Origin of the sequence: Comamonas sp. JNW (assembly GCF_003105075.1) — a bacterium.
GTDB classification, from domain to species: Bacteria; Pseudomonadota; Gammaproteobacteria; order Burkholderiales; family Burkholderiaceae_C; genus Comamonas; species Comamonas squillarum.
This window is the reverse complement of sequence record NZ_QETI01000021.1, coordinates 1-18548: the sequence shown is the minus strand read 5'-3', so window position 1 is coordinate 18548 and position 18548 is coordinate 1. Positions and strand designations below refer to the sequence as shown.

Here is an 18548-nt window from a genome sequence, read left to right as displayed (position 1 = left end):
GGGCACCTGCGTGCCCCTTGTTCTTGGTGTCGGCCCGGCGGGCCTTGCCAGCGCGGCCATGGGGCCCACGCTGGCTTCGGGCTCAGCTTAGCGGCGCGAGAAGATAAAACCGATCAACGCGCCGACGGCCAGCGCTGCACCGGCAACACGCCATGGCTCGTCATGGGCGTAGCGGTCAGCAGCCAGCGCAGCTTCCTTGGCCTGGCGGGCGGCTTCTTGGGCCGCGCGCACGGCGCCCTCACGGGCATCACCGGCGCTGTCTTCCAGGCGTTGGCGCAGTTGCTTGATGTCGGGCACGCCGTCCAGGTCCTTGCTCGACAGCACGCCGCGCAGATCGCTCACCAGTTTTTCCAGATCAGCCTGGGCATTCTCAACGGTATCGCTCAGCAAATTGGATTTACGCATGTTCATCATCCTTTTCTTGGTCAGGCTACAGGAAAGTTCCGCATCCGCCCTGTGCAGCCAAGGCTGGCTGCTGCATGGCATTCGCTCCGTTACATGTTAACGGAGAAAGCTGCGGCCCCGGGTTCCGATATGCACCCCTGCCTGTCAGAAGATTCCGACTATCGCCGTCAAACTGTGGCTTTTGTCGCATTTATGTGCGCATCGAAGGTCCTGCGCGTCTGCCCCTTGACGGCGGTCAAGCCGCTTCCTGGGCCACCGCCTCATTGACCGCCTTGGCAATGGCCAGGCAGCTGGTCAGCCCGGGCGATTCGATGCCCAGCAAGTGGAACAGGCCCGGCGCGCCATGCACTTCGGGCCCTTGCAGCACAAAATCGGCATCGGGCGCGCCCGGGCCAGTGATCTTGGGCCGGATACCGGCGTAACCTGCGACCAGCGCGCCATCTTGCAGGCCAGGCCAGTAGCGGCGCACGGCAGCATAAAAGGCCTCACCCCGTGCCGGGTCCACCACCAGGTCATCGGCGCTGTCCACCCATTGCACATCCGGGCCAAACTTGGCCTGGCCGCCCAGGTCCAGGGTCAGGTGCACACCCAGGCCGCCCACCTCGGGGACGGGGTAGATCAGCTGCTTGAATGGCGCGCGGCCACCCAACGTGAAGTAATTGCCTTTGGCGTAGTGGGCGACTGGCAGCTGCGACAGATCAGCGCCTGCAAACTTGCGCGCCAAGTCAGGCGCCCACAGACCTGCGGCATTGACCACGGTCCTGGCCTGCAGCTCGGTGCCGTCTTCGGTGCGCAGAACGATGCCGCCCTCCTCGCAACGGGCAGTGGCCAGCGGGCTGTTGAACACCACCATGCCACCGGCGTTTTCCAGATCGCCTTGCAGGCTCAGCATCAGCCCGTGGCTGTCGACAATGCCGGTGCTGGGCGAATGCAGCGCGGCCACGCATTCCAGCGCGGGCTCCATGGCCCTGGCCTCCTCGCGGCTGAGCGGCACCAGGTCATCCACCCCGTTGGCAGCGGCATGGCGGGCAATGTCCTGCAGCTTGGCGCGTTGCGCTTCCGACGTGGCCACGATCAGCTTGCCGCAGCGCTGGTGGTCAATACCGCGCTCCTGGCAGTAGGCATACAGCAAGGCCTTGCCCTCCACGCACCAGCGCGCCTTGCGCGAGCCCTGGGCATAGTAGATGCCCGCGTGGATCACCTCGCTGTTACGCGAGCTGGTGCCCGTGCCAATGGCATCCTGCGCCTCCAGCACCAGCACCTCACGCCCGGCCAAGGCCAGCTCGCGGGCGACAGCCAGCCCCACCACACCCGCACCAATCACCACGCAATCGACAATATCGGCCACTTGCTCGCTCCTTCGCTTTTATATGCCCGCCAGCTTAGCGCCTGGCGCGTCGCCCCAAAACAAAAAGCCGGTTAAAAACCGGCTTTCGTCAGCGTTGCCCGGCCAGGGCCGCAGGGCCCCAGCAGGCGGCGTCTGCTTACTTGTTGTAGTTGGCGATGCCGTCCACGATTTCCTTGTGGGCTTCGTCCACACCCTTCCAGCCCAGCACCTTCACCCACTTGCCCTTTTCCAGGTCCTTGTAGTGTTCGAAGAAGTGCGAGATCTGCTGGAGCACCAGGTCATGGATGTCGCTCAGGTGGTTGATCTTGTCGTAGGCAGGCAGCAGCTTTTGGGTGGGCACGGCCAGCACCTTGCCGTCCACGCCGGACTCGTCTTCCATGTGCAGGATGCCGATCGCGCGGCAAGGCACGACCACGCCGGTAGGCAGGGGGAAAGGCGTCATCACCAGCACGTCCACGGGGTCGCCGTCACCCGACAGGGTCTGGGGCACATAGCCGTAGTTCACCGGGTAGTGCATGGCGGTACCCAGGAAGCGGTCCACGAACACGCAGCCCGAATCCTTGTCCACTTCGTACTTCACAGGAGCGGAGTTGGCCGAGATTTCGATCACAACATTGAAGACATCAGGGGCCTTGGAGCCAGGGGTCAGTTTTTCGAAGGACATGCGATTCCTATGAGGTCAATTGAATGGAGGGCCGACAGCACGCGAGCGGCCCGCCAGCGGCAAAACCCCGTGATTTTAGGTGCATTGGCCAGCCATTGGCCAAAAAATGCCTAGCGCCTGGGCAAATGGGGCGGTCAAACCCGTGACAACCGCGGGCTCATCCCGGTAGGCGCAGCCCCATTCCTGCGCTATCGTGGGGGCCGTTTCGAGCCTGCCGCCTGGCAGACTCTGCCGCCTATTGCACCCATAACGGAACCACGCCATGCAATTGCATTACATCGCCAACGCCTCTGTGCCCTCGCTGTCGGGCAAGACCATCCCTGTCATTGACCCCTCGGACGGCCAACCTTTTGATGAAATCCAGCGCGGCAATGCGGAGGACGTGGACCACGCGGTGCAAGCCGCGCGCCTGTGCTACGACAACGTGTGGCGCAAGACCAGCCCGGCCGAGCGCAGCCGCCTGATGATGCGCCTGTCGGCCAAGGTGCTCGAGCACGCCGACGAACTCGCCGCCATCGAGCAGCGCGACTGCGGAAAGCCGACCAAGCAGGCCAAGGCCGATGCGCTGGCCCTGGGCCGCTATTTCGAATTCTATGCGGGCGCGGCCGACAAGCTGCATGGCGAGACCATTCCCTACCCCAACGATTTCAGCGTGCTGACCTGGCGCGAGCCCCATGGCGTGACCGGCCACATCGTGCCCTGGAACTACCCGATGCAGATTTTTGGCCGCTGCGTGGGCGCGGCGCTGGCAGCGGGCAATGTCTGCGTGGTCAAGCCCTCCGAAGATGCGTGCCTGAGCCTCATCCGCGTGGCGCAGCTGGCCGCTGACGTGGGCTTTCCTGCCGGGGCGATCAACATCGTCACCGGCTTTGGCCATGAGGTGGGCGATGCGCTGGCGCGCAACCCCGATGTGGACCACATCAGCTTTACCGGCAGCCCCCGCATCGGCACCTTGATCGAGCAAGCGGCTGCGGAGCGCCACTGCCCCTGCACCTTGGAGCTGGGCGGCAAGAGCCCGCAGATCGTGTTCGCCGATGCTGATCTGGATGCCGCCATCCCCACCATCATCAACGCCATCATCCAGAACTCCGGCCAGACCTGCTCGGCCGGCTCGCGCCTGCTGGTCGAGCGCAGCATCTACGAAACCCTGCTCGCTCGCCTGGGCAGCGCCTTCGAAGCGCTGCGCGTTGGCCCCGCCAGCCTGGACCTGGACCTGGGCCCGCTGATCCGCCAGACCCAGCAGCAACGCGTCTGGGACTTTCTGAGCGATGCGCACAACGACGGCATCTCCGTCGTCGCCCAAGGCCAGATCATCGACGAGGCGCCCGAAGGCGGCTACTACCAGGCCCCCACCTTGCTGCGCGATGTGCCGGTGGACCACCGCCTGGCCCAGGAAGAGATCTTTGGGCCTGTGCTGAGCGCCATGGCCTTCGACAGCGAAGAAGAAGCCATCAAGATGGCGAACGCCACCCAGTTCGGCCTGGTCGCCGGCGTCTGGACGCGCGATGGCGGCCGCCAGTTCCGCGTGGCCAAGCGCCTGCGCAGCGGTCAGGTCTTCATCAACAACTACGGCGCCGGCGGCGGCGTGGAGCTGCCCTTTGGCGGCACCAAGGCCAGCGGCCATGGCCGCGAGAAGGGCTTTGAGGCGCTGTATGGATTCACCACGCTGAAGACCGTCGCCATCCGCCACGGCTGATACGGACCTGGGGGCGATCCACCCGCCCTCCCCCCAGCGCCGCCCCTGCTCTGCAGCGGCGGCGTGATTGTTTTTACAATGGGGGGCTGCGCGCAGCACACAGCCGGCCTGTCACCTGCTGCACAGACAGCCCGCAGCAACAGCCCCATAGTGATCAGCACGGTGGGCATCGCAGCGCCGTCCACCAAGCGCTGGTCTGCACCAAGCTGGGTCATCCACAACAACAATCCCACCGCGACACCCTCTTTCCATGCCTTTGTCTCCCGTCCCCAACCGAGTCCCCAAACATTTGCGTGATGTGCGCTACCGCAGCTTTGCGCGCGAAGATGGCCTGTGGGATGTCGAAGGCGAGCTGGTGGATACGAAAGCCTATGACCTAGTGCTGTCCGGCGAGCGCAAACGCAAAGCCGGAGAGCCCATTCACCATATGTGGATTCGCTGTACCATTGATACAACACTTACAGTTGTTGCCATCGAAGTCGCGATGGATGCGCACCCACTGGGCGAGTGCCCGCTGGCCCTGCCTGCCATGCAGAAAATGGTCGGCTGCTGCATGGCCCGGGGTTGGCGCAAGGCCATCGAGGCCAACCTCGGCCATATCGAGGGCTGCACCCATATGCGCGAGCTGTTGTTCAACATGGCGACCGCCGCTTTCCAGAGCGTGAACCAGGCCTTTACCCGCCCCCAATCGGACCAGCCACCGCGCCATCTGGGGCAGTGCAAGGGCTGGGATTTCAATGGCGCGGGCGTGGCCGCCATCTACCCCCAATTCGTCGGCTGGCAAGCGCCCAAGCCAGGCAGCACCAGCGCTGCAGCGGTGGCAAGCACTAGCGATCGCGCTGCGGACAAGCCCGCAACGGACGGCGCCAGCAAAGGCTGATGACCCAGCGAGCGCCCTAACTGATACCCTCCAGCCACCACCGCGCGCAAGCCGCGACGGTGGTTTTTTTTCGCCTGTATCGGCCAGGCTTTTGCCGCTCTGGATACCAGTTGCATACCCTGCTGCCGGAACTGCGCATCGGCCCCAGTTTCAGACAAACCTAGCATAAACCCTAGGAAACAATGACAGCAAAATGCATGGGCGTGTTCGCTCAAAATCAAAAATCGTTGAACAATTTTTAATAACACATCCCACAAAAGAAAATTTGAAACCTACAAAATTTAATTATTGTTGAAACCCCGTATAGCGCGACTTTGCAATAACTGTTAATTTTGGCAAACAATTCACCAGCATAGCAGTTGCTGCACGCTCTGCTGTGGCTGTTGATCGTATTCATCCCGGGCAGCATCCGCTGCGCCCTATTTGTCTCTAGAAGGAGCCGTCATGAAGCGTCGAGTTTTTTGTGCCACCGCCACCCTGGTTGCCAGCATCGGATTTGCCACCGCAGCCGCTGCCCAAACCAAATGGGATTTCGCCACCGCGTATGCGCCATTTAACTTCCACTCCAAAAACAACGAGCAGTTCGTCAAGGACGTGGACGCAGCGACCAGCGGCAAACTCAAGATCACGCCCCATTTTGGTGCATCGCTATTCAAAATGCCCGAAATCAAGCGCGCCGTGCAAACCGGTAATGCCCAGATGGGTGAATTCTTTCTAGTGAGCTTCCAGAACGAATCGCAGATCTTCGGTGTTGACGGCCTGCCCTTCCTGGTGAACAACTACGACGAAGCGTTCAAGCTTTATCAGGCCCAAAAGCCGGCGCTGCAAAAGCTGCTGGACAAGCAAGGCCAGGTGCTGCTGTATTCGGTGGCCTGGCCACCGCAGGGCATCTACACCAAAAAGCCCATCAGTTCGGCAGCGGACCTCAAGGGCATGAAGTGGCGCGTGTACTCGCCCACCACCGCCCGCATTGGCGAGCTGATTGGCGCGCAACCGGCCACCGTGCAAGAGGCCGAGCTGTCCCAGGCGCTGGCCACTGGCGTGGTCGATGGCCTGATCACCTCGTCGGCCACCGGCGCCGACAACAAGCTGTTTGAAAACCTCAAGTACTACTACAACGTGCAGGCCTGGATTCCCAAGAACGCCGTGACCGTGAGCAAGAAGGCCTTCAACGCGCTGGGCAAGGCAGAGCAAGACGCGGTGCTCAAGGCTGCCGCTGCCGCTGAAGAGCGCGGCTGGAAGGAATCGAAGGAAGTCGATGCCAAGTCGCTGGCGACCTTGAAGCAAGGCGGCATGAGCATCGAGCAGCCATCGGCCCAGCTCAAGGCAGACCTGGCCAAGGTCGGTGAGACCGTGATCAAGGAATGGACCGACAAGGCCGGCGCCGAAGGCAAGGCCATTTTGGACGCCTACCAGGCCTCCAAGTAAGCCACGGCCCCTTGTCTTTGCAGCCCACCGGCCTGGTCCTGGCGGGCTGCACAGTCAGCAACCCTTACTGCTTTGAATGACAAGCATGCGCAAGCTACTCAATGGACTGTATGACGCCTCTGCCTGGCTGGCGGGGCTGTCGATGATCGGCATCCTCTTGATGGTGCTGCTCACCGTGGTCAGCCGCCTGATCGGCTTCAGTGCACCCGGCACCGATTCCTACGCCGGTTACGCCATGGCGGGAGCGGGCTTCATGGCCCTGGCCAGCACCCTCAAAAAAGGTGAGCACATCCGCGTGACCCTGCTGCTGGGCGCGCTCAAAGGTGGCGCCCTGAAAACCATGGAAGTGATTGCCCTGGGCATCGCGACCATCCTCTCGGGCTTTTTGGCGTTCTACGCCGCACGCCTGGTCTGGCAATCCTGGGAGATCGACGATATCTCCGTAGGCATCGATGCGACGCCGCTGTGGATTCCCCAAATTTTCATGGCACTGGGCACCCTGGTGTTTTTTATCGCCTTTTGCGACGAGCTGGTGCTGGAGTTGATGGGCAAACGCAAACCTGTGGCCAAGGAGGACGCCCACCATGAATGAAATTACCGCCAGCATTGCGCTGATCGTGGTGCTGCTGATCCTGCTGGGCGGCGGCGTCTGGGTGGGCCTGACCCTGGCCGGGGTCGCCTGGTTCGGCATGGAGTTCTTTACCGCCCGCGCCGCCGGGGATGCGATGGCGATCACCATCTGGGGCTCGGCCAGCAGTTGGACCCTAACGGCGCTGCCGCTGTTTGTCTGGATGGGTGAGATTCTCTACCGCACGAATTTATCGGAGAGCATGTTCCGGGGCCTGGCTCCCTGGGTCAACCTGCTGCCTGGCCGCCTGCTGCACACCAATGTGATCGGTTGCACGATTTTTGCGGCGGTGTCGGGCTCGTCGGCCGCGACCTGCGCCACGGTGGGCAAGATGAATGTGCCCGAGCTGATGAAGCGCGGCTACCCCGAGAACATGGTCATCGGCTCGCTGGGCGGCCCTGCCACGCTGGGTCTGCTGATTCCGCCCTCGATCATCCTGATCGTCTACGGCGTCGCTGCCGAGATGTCGATCTCCAAGCTCTTCATGGCCGGCGTGTTGCCCGGCATCATGCTGGCTTTGATGTTCAGCGGCTGGATCGTGTTCTGGGCGCTGCTCAACCCGAACAAGATTCCCAAGGCCGACAGCACGATGAGCTTCAAGCAAAAGCTCCACGAGTCGCGCCACCTGATTCCTGTGGTGCTGCTGATCGCCTCGGTCATTGCCAGCATCTACACGGGTATTGCGACGGCGACCGAAGCGGCTGCCATTGGCGTGGTGGGCTCGCTCGTACTGTCTGCGGCGCAAGGGGCGCTCACCTGGAAGAACTTCAAGGACTCGCTGTTTGGTGCCACGCGCCTGTATTGCATGATCGCGCTGATCCTGGCCGGTGCCGCCTTCATGACCTTGTCGATGGGCTATATCGGCCTGCCGCGCCAGCTGGCCGAGTATGTCGGCAGCCTCAACCTGTCGCCTGCGATGCTGATCATCGTGCTGGGCATCTTCTACATCCTGATCGGCTGCTTCCTCGATGGCATCTCCACCATCGTGCTGACCATGGGTGTGGTGCTGCCGATCATCCAGGCCGCGGGCATCGATCCGCTGTGGTTCGGCATCTTCCTGGTGATCACCGTGGAGACCGCGCAGATCACGCCGCCGGTGGGCTTCAACCTCTTTGTGCTGCAAGGCATGACAGGCAAGCAGATCACCTACCTGGCACGCGTCTGCGCACCCTACTTTGCGCTGATGGTGCTGGCCCTGGTGATTCTCTGGTTCTTCCCCCAGATCGTCACCGTGCTGCCCAACAACATGTAAACCTCGCCTTGGTCCGCGACGAACCGGCTGCCTTGGCAGCCGGTTTTTTTATGCGCCAGCGATCAGCACAGCAGCAGGTCCTGCTGCTCCTGCACCGTGGCCTGCAAAAAGCGCCACACCACCTGGATACCAGGCACCGAGCGCAGCTCGGGCGGCATCGACATCCAGAAGGTGCGGGTGAACTGCGCCTGCTCGGGCAGCACGCGCTGCAGCAAGGGATCCTTGTCGGCCAGAAAGCCCGGCAGCACGCCCAAGCCCGCGCCCGTGCGCACGGCGGTGTACTGCGCCAGGATGCTGGTGCTGCGAAAGCTAAAGCGCTGAGGCGCGCTCAGGCTGTCGAGGAACTGCAGCTCCTTGGTGAACAGCTGGTCATCGACATAGTGCACAAAGCGGTGGCTGGCCAGGCCCTCGGTCGAGGTGATCAGCGGGTGGCGCGCCAGGTATTCACGCTGGCCATAGAGGTACAGCCGGTACTCGGTCAGGCGGCTGGTGACGACGGTATCGCGCACTGGACGCTCGAGCGAGATGACGATATCGGCTTCGCGGCGCGAGAGCTGCAGCATGCGCGGCACGGCCAGCAGGTCGATCGTCAGCAAGGGGTAGCGCTGGGCCAGCAAGGCCAGGTGCTTGGCCAGCACCTGGGTGCCAAAGCCTTCGGTCACGCCAATGCGCACCACGCCGCTGGGCGTCTCGGCGCTTTGGCTCGCGGCAATGGGAGCGATGCCGCGCGCAATCTGGTCCATGGCCTCGGCGCGCGGCTGCAGCTGGCGGCCGGCATCGGTCAGCTTGTAGCCACTGCCCTCGCGGGTGAACAAGGTCGCACCCAGCTGCTTTTCCAACGCCTGGATGCGGCGCGAGACTGTGGTGTGCTCCACGCCCAGCGCCTTGGCCGCACCCACCAGGGTGCCGGCCTGCACCAAGGCCCAGAAAAAGCGCAAATGATCCCAATCCATGCCAGCCCCTTGTCGATGTTGCACAGCATTATTGTGCAAATTTGCAACAGGGGCAGCAGATGGGGACCGTGCCTGGCTCCGATCAGGCGGCTTTGGCGCGCTTGCGCTGCCAGGCGTAGGCCAGGCCCAGCAGCACAAACCAGGCCGGCGTCGCGATCAGCGCCTGGCGCGTGTCCAGCTCCAGGCTGAGCAGCACCAGCACGGCGGCAAAAAACGCAAGGCAGACCCAGCACATGAACACGCCACCGGGCATGCGGTAGTGGGAGGCCTGGTGCAGCGCGGGGCGCTGCTTGCGGTAGCTGATGTAGGACAGCAGAATCAGCGACCAGACAAACATGAAGAGGATGGCCGAGACGGTGGTCACCAGCGTGAAGGCTTCCACCAGGTTGGGTACCACCCACATCAAAAAGGCACCGCCCAGCAGGCAGACGCAGGAGAACAGCAGGCCGCGCGAGGGCACGCTGCTGGCCGAGAGCTGGCCAAAGGAGCGTGGGGCATCGCCCTTGAGCGCCAGGCCGTAGAGCATGCGGCTGGTGGAGAACACGCCGCTGTTGGCCGACGAGGCGGCCGAGGTCAGCACGACAAAATTGATCACGCTGGCAGCAGCCGGCAGGCCGGCGAGCACAAACAGCTCGACAAACGGGCTCTTGCTGGGCACCACATCGCGCCAGGGGGTGACTGCCATGATGGCGATCAGCGCGCAGACGTAGAAGATGATGATGCGCACAGGGATCGAGTTGATCGCGCGCGGCAGGGTGCGGTGCGGATCCTTGGCCTCGGCGGCCGTGGTGCCGACCAGCTCGATACCGACAAAGGCAAACACCGCAATCTGAAAGCCGGCAAAAAAACCCATGGCGCCATGGGGGAAGAGCCCGTCATCGTTCCAGAGGTTGGCAATGTTCGCCTGGCGCCCGGCCGGCGAGCTAAAGCCGGTGCTGACCATGTACAGGCCCGTGCCCACCAGCGCGACGATGGCCACGATCTTGATCATCGCAAACCAGAACTCGACCTCGCCAAAGAGCTTGACGGTCAGCAGGTTGAGCGACAGCAGCACGGCCACGCAGGCAATGGCCGGTGCCCACTGCGGCAAATCAGGCCACCAGAACTGCGCATAGGCCGAAATGGCTATCACATCGGCAATACCGGTGATGATCCAGCAGAACCAGTAGGTCCAACCGGTGAAGAAGCCGGCCCAGGGGCCCAGCAGGTCGTCCGAGAAATCAATGAAGGACTTGTACTGCAGGTTGGACAGCAGCAGCTCGCCCATGGCCCGCATCACAAAGAACAGCATGATGCCGATGATGGCGTAGACCAGCACGATGGAGGGCCCCGCCAGGCTGATGGTCTTGCCCGAGCCCATGAAAAGCCCGGTGCCGATGGCGCCACCGATGGCGATCAACTGGATATGGCGGTTGCTGAGGTTGCGTTGGAGGTCATCGGTGCCGGGCGAAGCCCCCGATTGCTCCACTGGGGCCTGTTTGCTCATGAGAAAAAAGCGCAGTGCGTTAGCGAGAAAGGTGGTGCGGCCTGCGAGCCTAGGCCCGGACGCACCGCGAAGGTGCGCAAGGATAAAACAGCGTCAGCCCAGCCAGGGGCAAAAGGTTATTCTGCTGCGCAACTAATTGTGCAAAGGCAGCAATTTACCGCCCACCTGCGCGGCCAAGGCCTGCAAAGGCGCAACCGCGCTGGCCTCCAGCACCGACAGCGGATAGCTGTCGCTATCGATGTCGATACTGACCAGCGCCAAACCCTGGCGACGCAGGTAGTCGCCCGCCTCCTGCAAGGCCTCGTGGTTCAGCGCTCGGCTGCCCGCCAGCGCCTGCAGGTCCAGCCCCCGCTGCTGCACGGTCCGGAGCTGCTGCAGCGCCCAGATGGCGTCATCCATGGTCAGCTTCCAGTCCAGTTCGACGTTCTGGCTGCGGCGTTGCAGGCCCTCGACCAGCGCCAGCCAGGGCGTCACATGTGCGGGCTCGTCCATGCCTCGGTTGACCAATTCGTCGGCAAAGCGATCGAGGTACTGCGCGGGCAGCTCGATCGCCTGCCGCACCTCGCCCCACAGTTCATCCCTATCGTCCAAGGCCAGCGCTTGGCCGAGGGCCATGCACAAGGCCTGCCAATCGTCCATCGTGGGCTCGGGTGCGGGGTCAGGTGCAAGCGCAGACGCGGCGCGTTCGCCCTGCACAGGCGCCTTGGCGCCCAACAGCTGACCGATTTTGTTCAACCAACCCATGGAAATCTCCCTGCTGCATGCGATCGAAGCAGTATGCACCAGGCCACCTGCAAGCCGCAGACTGTGCAGCGCCGCACAGCCCTGTGCACCCAACCTCTTGTTTGGGCGAATGCGCACATCTACCATGTGCATAACGGTGCGCCGCCTGCGGGCAGCCTGCCGCCTCTCTCTATCCCAGATTCCCAGGAGACAAACCATGAACGCACCGCAATCCACCAGCACCTTGGCGCCGACCGTCAAGCTGCTGATTAACGGCCAGCTGGTCGAATCCAAGACCACGCAATGGCGTAATGTGGTCAACCCCGCCACCCAGCAGGTGCTGGCCCGCGTGCCTTTTGCCACGCCCGAAGAAATCAACGCCGCGGTGGCCAATGCCAAGGAAGCGTTCAAGACCTGGAAGAAGACGCCCATTGGCGTGCGCGCCCGCATCTTCCTCAAGCTCCAGCAGCTGATCCGCGAGAACATGAAGGAGCTCGCCGCCATCCTGACGGCCGAGCAAGGCAAGACCTTGCCCGATGCCGAAGGCGATGTCTTCCGGGGCCTGGAGGTGGTCGAGCATGCCGCCAACATCGGCTCGCTGCAGCTGGGGGAATTGGCCAACAATGTGGCCAATGGCGTCGACACCTATACCCTGAACCAGCCTCTGGGCGTGTGCGCGGGCATCACCCCCTTCAACTTCCCGGCGATGATCCCACTGTGGATGTTCCCGATGGCGATTGCCACGGGCAACACCTTTGTGCTCAAGCCCTCCGAGCAAGACCCGATGGTGACCATGCGCCTGTGCGAGCTGGCCCTGGAAGCCGGCGTGCCCCCGGGCGTGCTCAACGTCATCCACGGCGGCGAAGACGCGGTCAACGCCATCTGCGACCACCCCGATATCAAGGCGATCAGCTTTGTTGGCTCGACCAAGGTCGGCACCCATGTCTACAACCGCGCATCGCTCAACGGCAAGCGCGTGCAATGCATGATGGGCGCGAAGAACCACGCCATCGTGCTGCCTGACTGCAACAAGGAGCAGTCGCTCAACGCCCTGGCGGGTGCCGCATTTGGCGCCGCTGGCCAGCGCTGCATGGCCTTGTCGGTGGTGGTGCTGGTGGGCGAGGCGCAGAAGTGGATCCCCGAGCTGGTCGAAAAGGCCAAGACCCTGAAGGTGTCTGCAGGTACCGAAGCGGGCACCGATGTGGGCCCGGTCGTCTCCTGCCAGGCGCTGTCGCGGGTGGAGAGCCTGATCGAGCGCGGCATTGCCGATGGCGCCAAGCTGGAGCTCGATGGCCGCAAGCCTGCCGTCGCCGGCTTTGAAAAGGGCAACTTTGTCGGCCCAACGGTCTTCTCTGGCGTCAAGCCCGGCATGGCCATCTATGACCAGGAAATCTTTGGCCCCGTGCTCTGCATTGCCGAGGCCGCCGATATCGACGAAGCCATTGCCTTCATCAATGCCAACCCCAATGGCAACGGCACCGCCATCTTCACGCAAAGTGGCGCCGCTGCGCGCAAGTTCCAGGAAGAGATCGATGTCGGCCAGATCGGCATCAATGTGCCGATCCCTGTGCCCGTGCCGCTGTTCTCGTTCACCGGCAGCCGCGCCTCCAAGCTCGGCGACCTGGGCCCCTACGGCAAGCAGGTCGTCATGTTCTACACGCAGACCAAGACCGTGACCGCCCGCTGGTTTGACGACAGCACCATTGCCCATGGGGTGAACACCACCATCAGCCTGAAGTAAGCCCAGCACAGCTGCGGCCCTTTGCTGGGCCGCTGCTGTTTTGCGGCGATGATTGCAGGTATGCCTATTCCCCCCGCATCCCGCCCAGCGCTGCTGGCTCTGTTTTTTGCAGCCTCGGCGGCCCTCGCCCCGCAGACCGTGCTGGCCCAGGCCGGTGCGGCCTGCGTGAGCGGCGGCAGCACCGAGCAAACCAATGCCTGCGCGGTGCAGGCATTTCAGCAAGCCGATACCGACAACAACATCCTGTATGCCGATGTGATGCGCATACTCTCGGCGCACGAGCGCCCTGCCTTGCGCCGCGACCAGAACGAGTGGATACGCCAGCGCGCTGCCACCTGCAAAAAGCAGCAGGCCGCGCACGAGGCCCAGCTCGACTGGCCACGCCGCTACCACGAATGCCTGGTGGCCGAAATCGGCAAGCGCAAGAAGGAGTTAATGGTCTGGCTGCACGAAGGCCCGCCGCCCGAGCCGCTGCAAAAACCATAGCCAACCGCGTTCACAACAAAACGGTGCTGCCCAGGCTTCCCATGCCCGGCGCAGCACGATAAGAGACAAGAGACCAGCCCATGGATTTCGAGCTATCAGAAGACCAACGCGCCTTTGCCGACACCGCGCGCGCCTTTGCCCAGGCGGAGCTCGCCCCGCATGCCGCGCACTGGGATGCGGAGGCCGTCTTTCCGCGTGAGGCGATTGCCAAGGCGGGCGAGCTGGGCTTTTGCGGCCTGTATGCGCCCGAAAACGCCGGCGGCCTGGCGCTGCCCCGGCTCGATGCCACCTTGGTGTTCGAAGAGCTTGCCGCGGTGGATCCGTCCACGACCGCCTTCATCACGATCCACAACATGGCCACCTGGATGCTGGGCACCTGGGCGAGCGACGCGGTGCGCGACGAGTGGGGGCCCTTGCTGGCCAGCGGCCAAAAACTCGCCAGCTACTGCCTGACCGAGCCCGGCGCCGGGTCGGATGCCGCCTCGCTCAAGACCCGGGCCGAGCTGGTCGGCCATGACTACGTCATCAACGGCAGCAAGGCCTTTATCAGCGGGGCCGGCGCCACCGACATGCTGGTGCTGATGGCCCGCACGGGCGATGCGCAATCGGGTGCCTCGGGTATCAGTGCCTTTGCGGTGCCCGCGCACCTGGAAGGCATCAGCTACGGCAAGAAGGAAGAAAAAATGGGCTGGAACAGCCAGCCCACGCGCACGATCAGCTTTGACAATGTGCGCATTCCCGCCCACCACCTGCTGGGCCGCGAGGGCGAAGGCTTCAAGATTGCGATGAAGGGGCTCGACGGCGGCCGCATCAATATCGCCACCTGCTCGGTGGGCGCGGCCCAGGGCGCCCTGACCCAGGCGCAACGCTATATGCAGGAGCGCAAGCAGTTCGGCAAGGCAATTGCGAGCTTTCAGGCGCTGCAGTTCAAGCTGGCCGACATGGCCACCGAGCTGGTCGCCGCGCGCCAGATGGTGCGCCTGGCCGCCAGCAAGCTCGATGCCGGCGCGCGCGACGCCTCCACCTACTGCGCGATGGCCAAGCGCTTTGCAACGGACGCCGGCTTCAGTGTCTGCAACGATGCGCTGCAACTGCACGGCGGCTACGGCTATATTCGTGAGTACCCGCTCGAGCGCCTGGTGCGCGACGCCCGGGTGCACCAGATTCTGGAAGGCACCAACGAGATCATGCGGGTCATCATCGCCCGGCGCATGCTCGATGGGGATGCGCCAGAGGCCATTCGCTGATCGATTCACCCCCGCCCCAAACCCTAGCCATGCCACGCCGCCCCTTAGACCCCGAAACCTTGCGCTTGATCGATGGCGTGCGCCTGGCGCTGGCCGAGCAAGCCGTGGGCGTCTCGGTCGACGAGAAAACCATGTTCGGCTGCCATGTGTTCATGGTCGACGGCAAGATGTGCCTGGGCGTGGAGAACGATGAGCTGCTGGTACGCATTGCGCCTGAAACCCATGCCCAGGTGGCAGAAGTGCCGGGCGTGCGGCCGCTGTCATCCAAGGGCTTGATGGACGGTTATTTTCTGGTCGGGCCTGCCGCCTATGCCACGCGTGAGGCCTGGCAGCACTGGATCGATGCTGCGCTGGCCTTTAACCCGCGTGCCAAGGCCACACCGAAGAAAAAGCCCAAGGCAGCCGCTTCCGATCCCTCCGCCAAGCCGCTGAAAAAAGCTAAAACCGCCAAGGCGGCTGGCGATGCGAACCCAGCGCCTGCCGCCCGCAAACGCCACAGCGTGTTCGACAGCGATCTTTGAACACTGACGCTGTCTTTCCCTATCCATGCCAAACCACAACCCTGTGCAATAACACCTTCAAGGAGACAAATATGGCAACTATCGCATTTATCGGCCTGGGCAATATGGGCGCGCCCATGGCCATCAACCTGGCCAAGGCCGGCCACCAGGTCCGCGCTTTTGACCTGAGCCGCGAGGCGGTGGCCAAGGTCGTGGCAGAAGGCGGCAGCGCGGCAACCAGCGCCCAGGAGGCGGTCGAAGGCGCCGAGGTCATCGTCAGCATGCTGCCCGCCAGCCAGCATGTCGAAGGCCTGTTTCTGGGCAACGGCAGCCAGGCAGGCCTGCTGCAAGGCATTGCCAAGGGCGCGCTGATCATTGACAGCTCCACCATTGCAGCAGCGACCAGCCAGAAAGTGGCCAAGGCCGCACAGGCGCTGGGCATTGGCTTTATCGATGCGCCGGTCTCCGGCGGCACCGGCGGCGCCATTGCCGGCACGCTGACCTTTATGGTCGGCGGCAGCGCAGCCGACCTGGAGCGCGCCCGTCCGCTGCTCGAGAAAATGGGCAAGAACATCTTCCACGCCGGCGATGTGGGTGCGGGCCAGACCGCCAAGATCTGCAACAACATGCTGCTGGGCATTTTGATGGTGGGCACCAGCGAGGCGATTGCGCTGGGTGTGGCCAATGGCCTGGACCCCAAGGTGCTCAGCGAGATCATGCGCCGCAGCTCGGGCGGCAACTGGGCACTGGAGGTCTACAACCCCTTCCCCGGCGTGCAGGAAGCCAGCGCCGCCACGCGCGGCTACACCGGCGGCTTTGGCACCGACCTGATGCTCAAGGACCTGGGCCTGGCCCAGGAAAGCGCGATGACCGTGAAGGCCAGCACCCCGCTGGGCGGCATGGCGCGCCAGCTGTATGCGGCGCACAGCATTGCCGGCCATGGCGCGGAGGACTTCTCCAGCGTCATCAAGATGCTGCAGAAAAAGGGCTGAACCCCACCCCTGCTTGGAACCCGGCGATCAGGGTGCGGTCGGCGGCTCCGACAGCGCCATCACCATGCGCGCGACCAGGTACAGGCGCGGCGCAATGCAGTCCAGCAGGATGTATTCGCCATACATGTCATGCGCGCCATAGCCGCACACGCCCATGCCCTCGACCACGCCACCCCGGGTGTTGAGGGCGGCAAAAGCGGCATCGGTGCCGCCGCCCAGTGCTACGTCGTTCACATGCAGCGGCAAGCCCAGCTCCTCGCGGTAAATGGTTTGTGCCTGCGCGGCGATGCGGCGTGCGGCGTCGCTCGCCTGCATCGGCGGGCGGCGCAGCTCAAAGCGGGCCGTCACCTGGCTGCCCTCCAGCAGGCGGTTCTTGATTTTTTCCTGCACCGCATCCTGCAGCGCCTGAAAGTCCTGCGCCCGCAGCGCCCGCACATCGGCCTGCGCCTGCGCATGCGGCGGCACCACATTGCGGCTGGTGCCCGCCTGCGCGATGGTCCAGTTCAGCTTCAGGCCATTGTCGGGTTGCGACAGATCGCGCATCTGCAGCAGCTGGTGCGACAGCTCATAGAGCGCATTCACCCCAGCCTCCGGCTTGGCACCGGCGTGGGACGATTTGCCCTGCACATCCAAAAACATGGCACCAATGCCGCTGGTGGCCAGGTGCAGGCTGCCCTGCAGGCCGCCACTCTCGAACGAGAAAATGGCATCCTGGTCGCGCGCCAGTGCGCTGATCAGCCGGCGCGAGCCCGGCGAGCTGATCTCCTCGTCGCTGTTGAACAGCACGGTAATCTCGCCAAAGCTGTCATAGCCCACCTTTTGCAGCATCGCGATGCTGTGCAGCACCAGCGCCACGCCCTGCTTTTCGTCCTCGACACCCAGGCCGTAGACGCGATCGCCCTCAATGCGGAACGGCTGCTTGTCCACATCGCCGCGCTGGTAGACGGTGTCCATATGCGCAATCATCATGATGCGCGACTGCCCCCGGCCCTTGAAGATGGCCTGCACCATAGGGCCGACTTGCTCGGGCGTATCTTCCAGCCGCACCACATCCGTCGCCGGAATGATCTGCACCTCGCCGCCCAGTGCTTTCAGCCGCTCGGCCGCCACCTGGGCGATATAGCTCACGCCGCCATAATCGCGGCTGCCCGATTCGATATGCACCAGGTTTTTCAAGGTCGCCAGCATCGGCGTTTGCTCTGCCTGCGCAGCGGCATAGACGGCAGGCTGGGCCTGGGCGGGCATGTGGGCTTGCGTTTGGGCGTGGACGGGTGCAGCACAGGCCAGCGCGAGCCACAAGCAGTGAGCGGCAAGAGAACGGGCAGACGGTCGATCAGGCATGGAGCCATGATAGTACGGGTTTAACAACAAATTGTCACAAAACCGCCATCCAGGGAATGCTGCGCCGCGCGCTGGGACTGAACTCCCTACAATCCCCCTTCTTTGAGAAATAATCTTTGCAAGCCATGACTGAGACCGTGCAATGGATGGCCGACGGCACGCCCTACAGCCCCCGCTTTGGTGACCGCTACCACAGCGAAGCCGCCCATGCACTGGCCCAGGCCGAGCAGGTGTTTCTGGCCGGCTGCGGCCTGCCCCAGGCCTGGGCGGGCCATCCGCAATGGCGCATTCTGGAGACCGGCTTTGGCTTTGGGCTCAATTTTCTGGTCACCTGGCATGCCTGGCAGCAAGACCCGGCCCGCCCGGGCCTGCTGCATTTTGTCTCGACCGAGGCCTTTCCGATCGCAGCGGCCGACCTCATGGCGCAGGCGCGCAAGTTTCCCCATCTGCTGCCGCTGGCCGAAGAACTCGCCGCCCAGTGGTGGGGGCTGCTGCCGGGCGTGCACCGCCTGCGCCTGGCCGGTGGCCGGGTGCTGCTCAGCCTGCTGATTGGCGACAGCCAGACCATGCTGCGCCAGCAGGAGCTGGTCGCAGACAGCATCTACCTGGACGGCTTCAGCCCTGCGCGCAACCCCGATATGTGGAGCCTGCACAGCTTGAAGGCCGTGGCACGCTGCGCCGCCTCATGTTGGACAAGTCACTCATGGTTGCTCCAATAAAAAACCGCCCGAAGGCGGCAAATCCAGCGTGTTAGTGCTGGAGTGTGTTTGTGAATAGA

The 18548-nt window shown here is 63.5% G+C and carries 17 protein-coding genes and 1 pseudogene; 11 read left to right on the top strand and 7 right to left on the bottom strand.

Annotation, left to right across the window (positions count from 1 at the left end; genetic code table 11):
- Nucleotides 1–87 precede the first annotated feature (87 nt).
- The 3 genes from DCO45_RS21285 to ppa all read right to left on the bottom strand — a co-directional run bounded on the left by DCO45_RS21285 (nucleotide 88) and on the right by ppa (nucleotide 2417).
- Nucleotides 88–405 (bottom strand): DUF883 family protein, encoded by a 318-nt coding sequence (locus DCO45_RS21285; protein WP_043338381.1) that lies wholly within the window; start codon nucleotides 403–405, stop codon nucleotides 88–90.
- A 235-nt stretch (nucleotides 406–640) separates the two neighbouring features.
- The gene (locus DCO45_RS21280; protein ID WP_116927688.1) at nucleotides 641–1753 is read right to left on the bottom strand and encodes an NAD(P)/FAD-dependent oxidoreductase; all 1113 of its coding nucleotides are present in this window, start codon (nucleotides 1751–1753) and stop codon (nucleotides 641–643) included.
- 136 nt (nucleotides 1754–1889) lie between these two features.
- Nucleotides 1890–2417: an inorganic diphosphatase gene (gene ppa / locus DCO45_RS21275; protein WP_116927687.1), complete on the bottom strand. Its 528-nt coding sequence runs from the start codon at nucleotides 2415–2417 to the stop codon at nucleotides 1890–1892.
- 262 nt (nucleotides 2418–2679) lie between these two features.
- Between ppa and DCO45_RS21270 the strand changes: the two genes are divergently transcribed.
- From DCO45_RS21270 to DCO45_RS21250, 5 genes are all read left to right on the top strand, one after another.
- Nucleotides 2680–4113 carry an aldehyde dehydrogenase family protein gene (locus tag DCO45_RS21270; RefSeq protein ID WP_116927686.1) on the top strand — a complete coding sequence of 478 codons (1434 nt, stop codon included), beginning with the start codon at nucleotides 2680–2682 and terminating at the stop codon, nucleotides 4111–4113.
- Between the two features lie 250 nt (nucleotides 4114–4363).
- On the top strand, nucleotides 4364–4993 hold the full coding sequence (locus tag DCO45_RS21265; protein ID WP_116927685.1) for a DUF2889 domain-containing protein: 630 nt from the start codon (nucleotides 4364–4366) through the stop codon (nucleotides 4991–4993).
- Between the two features lie 444 nt (nucleotides 4994–5437).
- Nucleotides 5438–6421, top strand: coding sequence for a TRAP transporter substrate-binding protein (locus DCO45_RS21260; RefSeq protein ID WP_116927684.1), 984 nt, complete (start codon nucleotides 5438–5440; stop codon nucleotides 6419–6421).
- Nucleotides 6422–6506: 85 nt separating this feature from the next.
- Nucleotides 6507–7013 (top strand): TRAP transporter small permease, encoded by a 507-nt coding sequence (locus tag DCO45_RS21255; RefSeq protein ID WP_116927683.1) that lies wholly within the window; start codon nucleotides 6507–6509, stop codon nucleotides 7011–7013.
- Nucleotides 7006–8301, top strand: a complete 1296-nt coding sequence (locus tag DCO45_RS21250; RefSeq protein ID WP_116927682.1) for a TRAP transporter large permease subunit — start codon at nucleotides 7006–7008, stop codon at nucleotides 8299–8301. Before DCO45_RS21255 ends, DCO45_RS21250 begins: the two co-directional genes overlap by 8 nt.
- A gap of 62 nt (nucleotides 8302–8363) precedes the next feature.
- Here DCO45_RS21250 and DCO45_RS21245 read toward each other — a convergent pair whose 3' ends face one another.
- The 3 genes from DCO45_RS21245 to DCO45_RS21235 all read right to left on the bottom strand — a co-directional run bounded on the left by DCO45_RS21245 (nucleotide 8364) and on the right by DCO45_RS21235 (nucleotide 11484).
- Nucleotides 8364–9254: a LysR family transcriptional regulator gene (locus DCO45_RS21245; RefSeq protein ID WP_021025105.1), complete on the bottom strand. Its 891-nt coding sequence runs from the start codon at nucleotides 9252–9254 to the stop codon at nucleotides 8364–8366.
- Between the two features lie 82 nt (nucleotides 9255–9336).
- The gene (cycA, locus tag DCO45_RS21240) at nucleotides 9337–10740 is read right to left on the bottom strand and encodes a D-serine/D-alanine/glycine transporter (protein WP_116927681.1); all 1404 of its coding nucleotides are present in this window, start codon (nucleotides 10738–10740) and stop codon (nucleotides 9337–9339) included.
- A 132-nt stretch (nucleotides 10741–10872) separates the two neighbouring features.
- A complete protein-coding gene (locus tag DCO45_RS21235; protein ID WP_116927680.1) occupies nucleotides 10873–11484 on the bottom strand; it encodes a hypothetical protein in 612 nt (203 codons plus the stop codon).
- Between the two features lie 196 nt (nucleotides 11485–11680).
- On the opposite strand from DCO45_RS21235, the gene DCO45_RS21230 reads away from it, so the two are divergent.
- The 5 genes from DCO45_RS21230 to mmsB all read left to right on the top strand — a co-directional run bounded on the left by DCO45_RS21230 (nucleotide 11681) and on the right by mmsB (nucleotide 16429).
- Nucleotides 11681–13204 carry a CoA-acylating methylmalonate-semialdehyde dehydrogenase gene (locus DCO45_RS21230; protein ID WP_116927679.1) on the top strand — a complete coding sequence of 508 codons (1524 nt, stop codon included), beginning with the start codon at nucleotides 11681–11683 and terminating at the stop codon, nucleotides 13202–13204.
- A 60-nt stretch (nucleotides 13205–13264) separates the two neighbouring features.
- On the top strand, nucleotides 13265–13690 hold the full coding sequence (locus DCO45_RS21225) for a lysozyme inhibitor LprI family protein (protein WP_116927706.1): 426 nt from the start codon (nucleotides 13265–13267) through the stop codon (nucleotides 13688–13690).
- 80 nt (nucleotides 13691–13770) lie between these two features.
- Nucleotides 13771–14937, top strand: a complete 1167-nt coding sequence (locus DCO45_RS21220; RefSeq protein WP_116927678.1) for an acyl-CoA dehydrogenase family protein — start codon at nucleotides 13771–13773, stop codon at nucleotides 14935–14937.
- Between the two features lie 29 nt (nucleotides 14938–14966).
- A complete protein-coding gene (locus tag DCO45_RS21215; RefSeq protein WP_116927677.1) occupies nucleotides 14967–15458 on the top strand; it encodes a TfoX/Sxy family protein in 492 nt (163 codons plus the stop codon).
- A 41-nt stretch (nucleotides 15459–15499) separates the two neighbouring features.
- On the top strand, nucleotides 15500–16429 hold the full coding sequence (gene mmsB, locus DCO45_RS21210; protein WP_260720271.1) for a 3-hydroxyisobutyrate dehydrogenase: 930 nt from the start codon (nucleotides 15500–15502) through the stop codon (nucleotides 16427–16429).
- Between the two features lie 27 nt (nucleotides 16430–16456).
- On the opposite strand, the gene DCO45_RS21205 is transcribed toward mmsB, so the two are convergent.
- Nucleotides 16457–17770, bottom strand: coding sequence for a glutamate carboxypeptidase (locus DCO45_RS21205; RefSeq protein ID WP_116927675.1), 1314 nt, complete (start codon nucleotides 17768–17770; stop codon nucleotides 16457–16459).
- Between the two features lie 125 nt (nucleotides 17771–17895).
- Between DCO45_RS21205 and mnmD the strand changes: the two are divergent.
- Nucleotides 17896–18447: pseudogene (mnmD, locus tag DCO45_RS21200) on the top strand (tRNA (5-methylaminomethyl-2-thiouridine)(34)-methyltransferase MnmD); the annotation flags it as partial.
- Nucleotides 18448–18548 lie beyond the last annotated feature (101 nt).

Excerpts from the sequence above, each read along its gene's own strand:
- DCO45_RS21250 (WP_116927682.1), top strand. The coding sequence starts at position 7,006 with ATGAATGAAATTACCGCCAGCATTGCGCTGATCGTGGTGCTGCTGATC.
- DCO45_RS21265 (WP_116927685.1), top strand. The coding sequence starts at position 4,364 with ATGCCTTTGTCTCCCGTCCCCAACCGAGTCCCCAAACATTTGCGTGAT.
- DCO45_RS21230 (WP_116927679.1), top strand. The coding sequence starts at position 11,681 with ATGAACGCACCGCAATCCACCAGCACCTTGGCGCCGACCGTCAAGCTG.
- DCO45_RS21260 (WP_116927684.1), top strand. The coding sequence starts at position 5,438 with ATGAAGCGTCGAGTTTTTTGTGCCACCGCCACCCTGGTTGCCAGCATC.
- DCO45_RS21285 (WP_043338381.1), bottom strand. The coding sequence starts at position 405 with ATGCGTAAATCCAATTTGCTGAGCGATACCGTTGAGAATGCCCAGGCT.
- DCO45_RS21245 (WP_021025105.1), bottom strand. The coding sequence starts at position 9,254 with ATGGATTGGGATCATTTGCGCTTTTTCTGGGCCTTGGTGCAGGCCGGC.
- DCO45_RS21270 (WP_116927686.1), top strand. The coding sequence starts at position 2,680 with ATGCAATTGCATTACATCGCCAACGCCTCTGTGCCCTCGCTGTCGGGC.
- DCO45_RS21235 (WP_116927680.1), bottom strand. The coding sequence starts at position 11,484 with ATGGGTTGGTTGAACAAAATCGGTCAGCTGTTGGGCGCCAAGGCGCCT.
- DCO45_RS21225 (WP_116927706.1), top strand. The coding sequence starts at position 13,265 with ATGCCTATTCCCCCCGCATCCCGCCCAGCGCTGCTGGCTCTGTTTTTT.
- ppa (WP_116927687.1), bottom strand. The coding sequence starts at position 2,417 with ATGTCCTTCGAAAAACTGACCCCTGGCTCCAAGGCCCCTGATGTCTTC.
- DCO45_RS21215 (WP_116927677.1), top strand. The coding sequence starts at position 14,967 with ATGCCACGCCGCCCCTTAGACCCCGAAACCTTGCGCTTGATCGATGGC.
- DCO45_RS21205 (WP_116927675.1), bottom strand. The coding sequence starts at position 17,770 with ATGCCTGATCGACCGTCTGCCCGTTCTCTTGCCGCTCACTGCTTGTGG.
- DCO45_RS21255 (WP_116927683.1), top strand. The coding sequence starts at position 6,507 with ATGCGCAAGCTACTCAATGGACTGTATGACGCCTCTGCCTGGCTGGCG.
- DCO45_RS21220 (WP_116927678.1), top strand. The coding sequence starts at position 13,771 with ATGGATTTCGAGCTATCAGAAGACCAACGCGCCTTTGCCGACACCGCG.
- cycA (WP_116927681.1), bottom strand. The coding sequence starts at position 10,740 with ATGAGCAAACAGGCCCCAGTGGAGCAATCGGGGGCTTCGCCCGGCACC.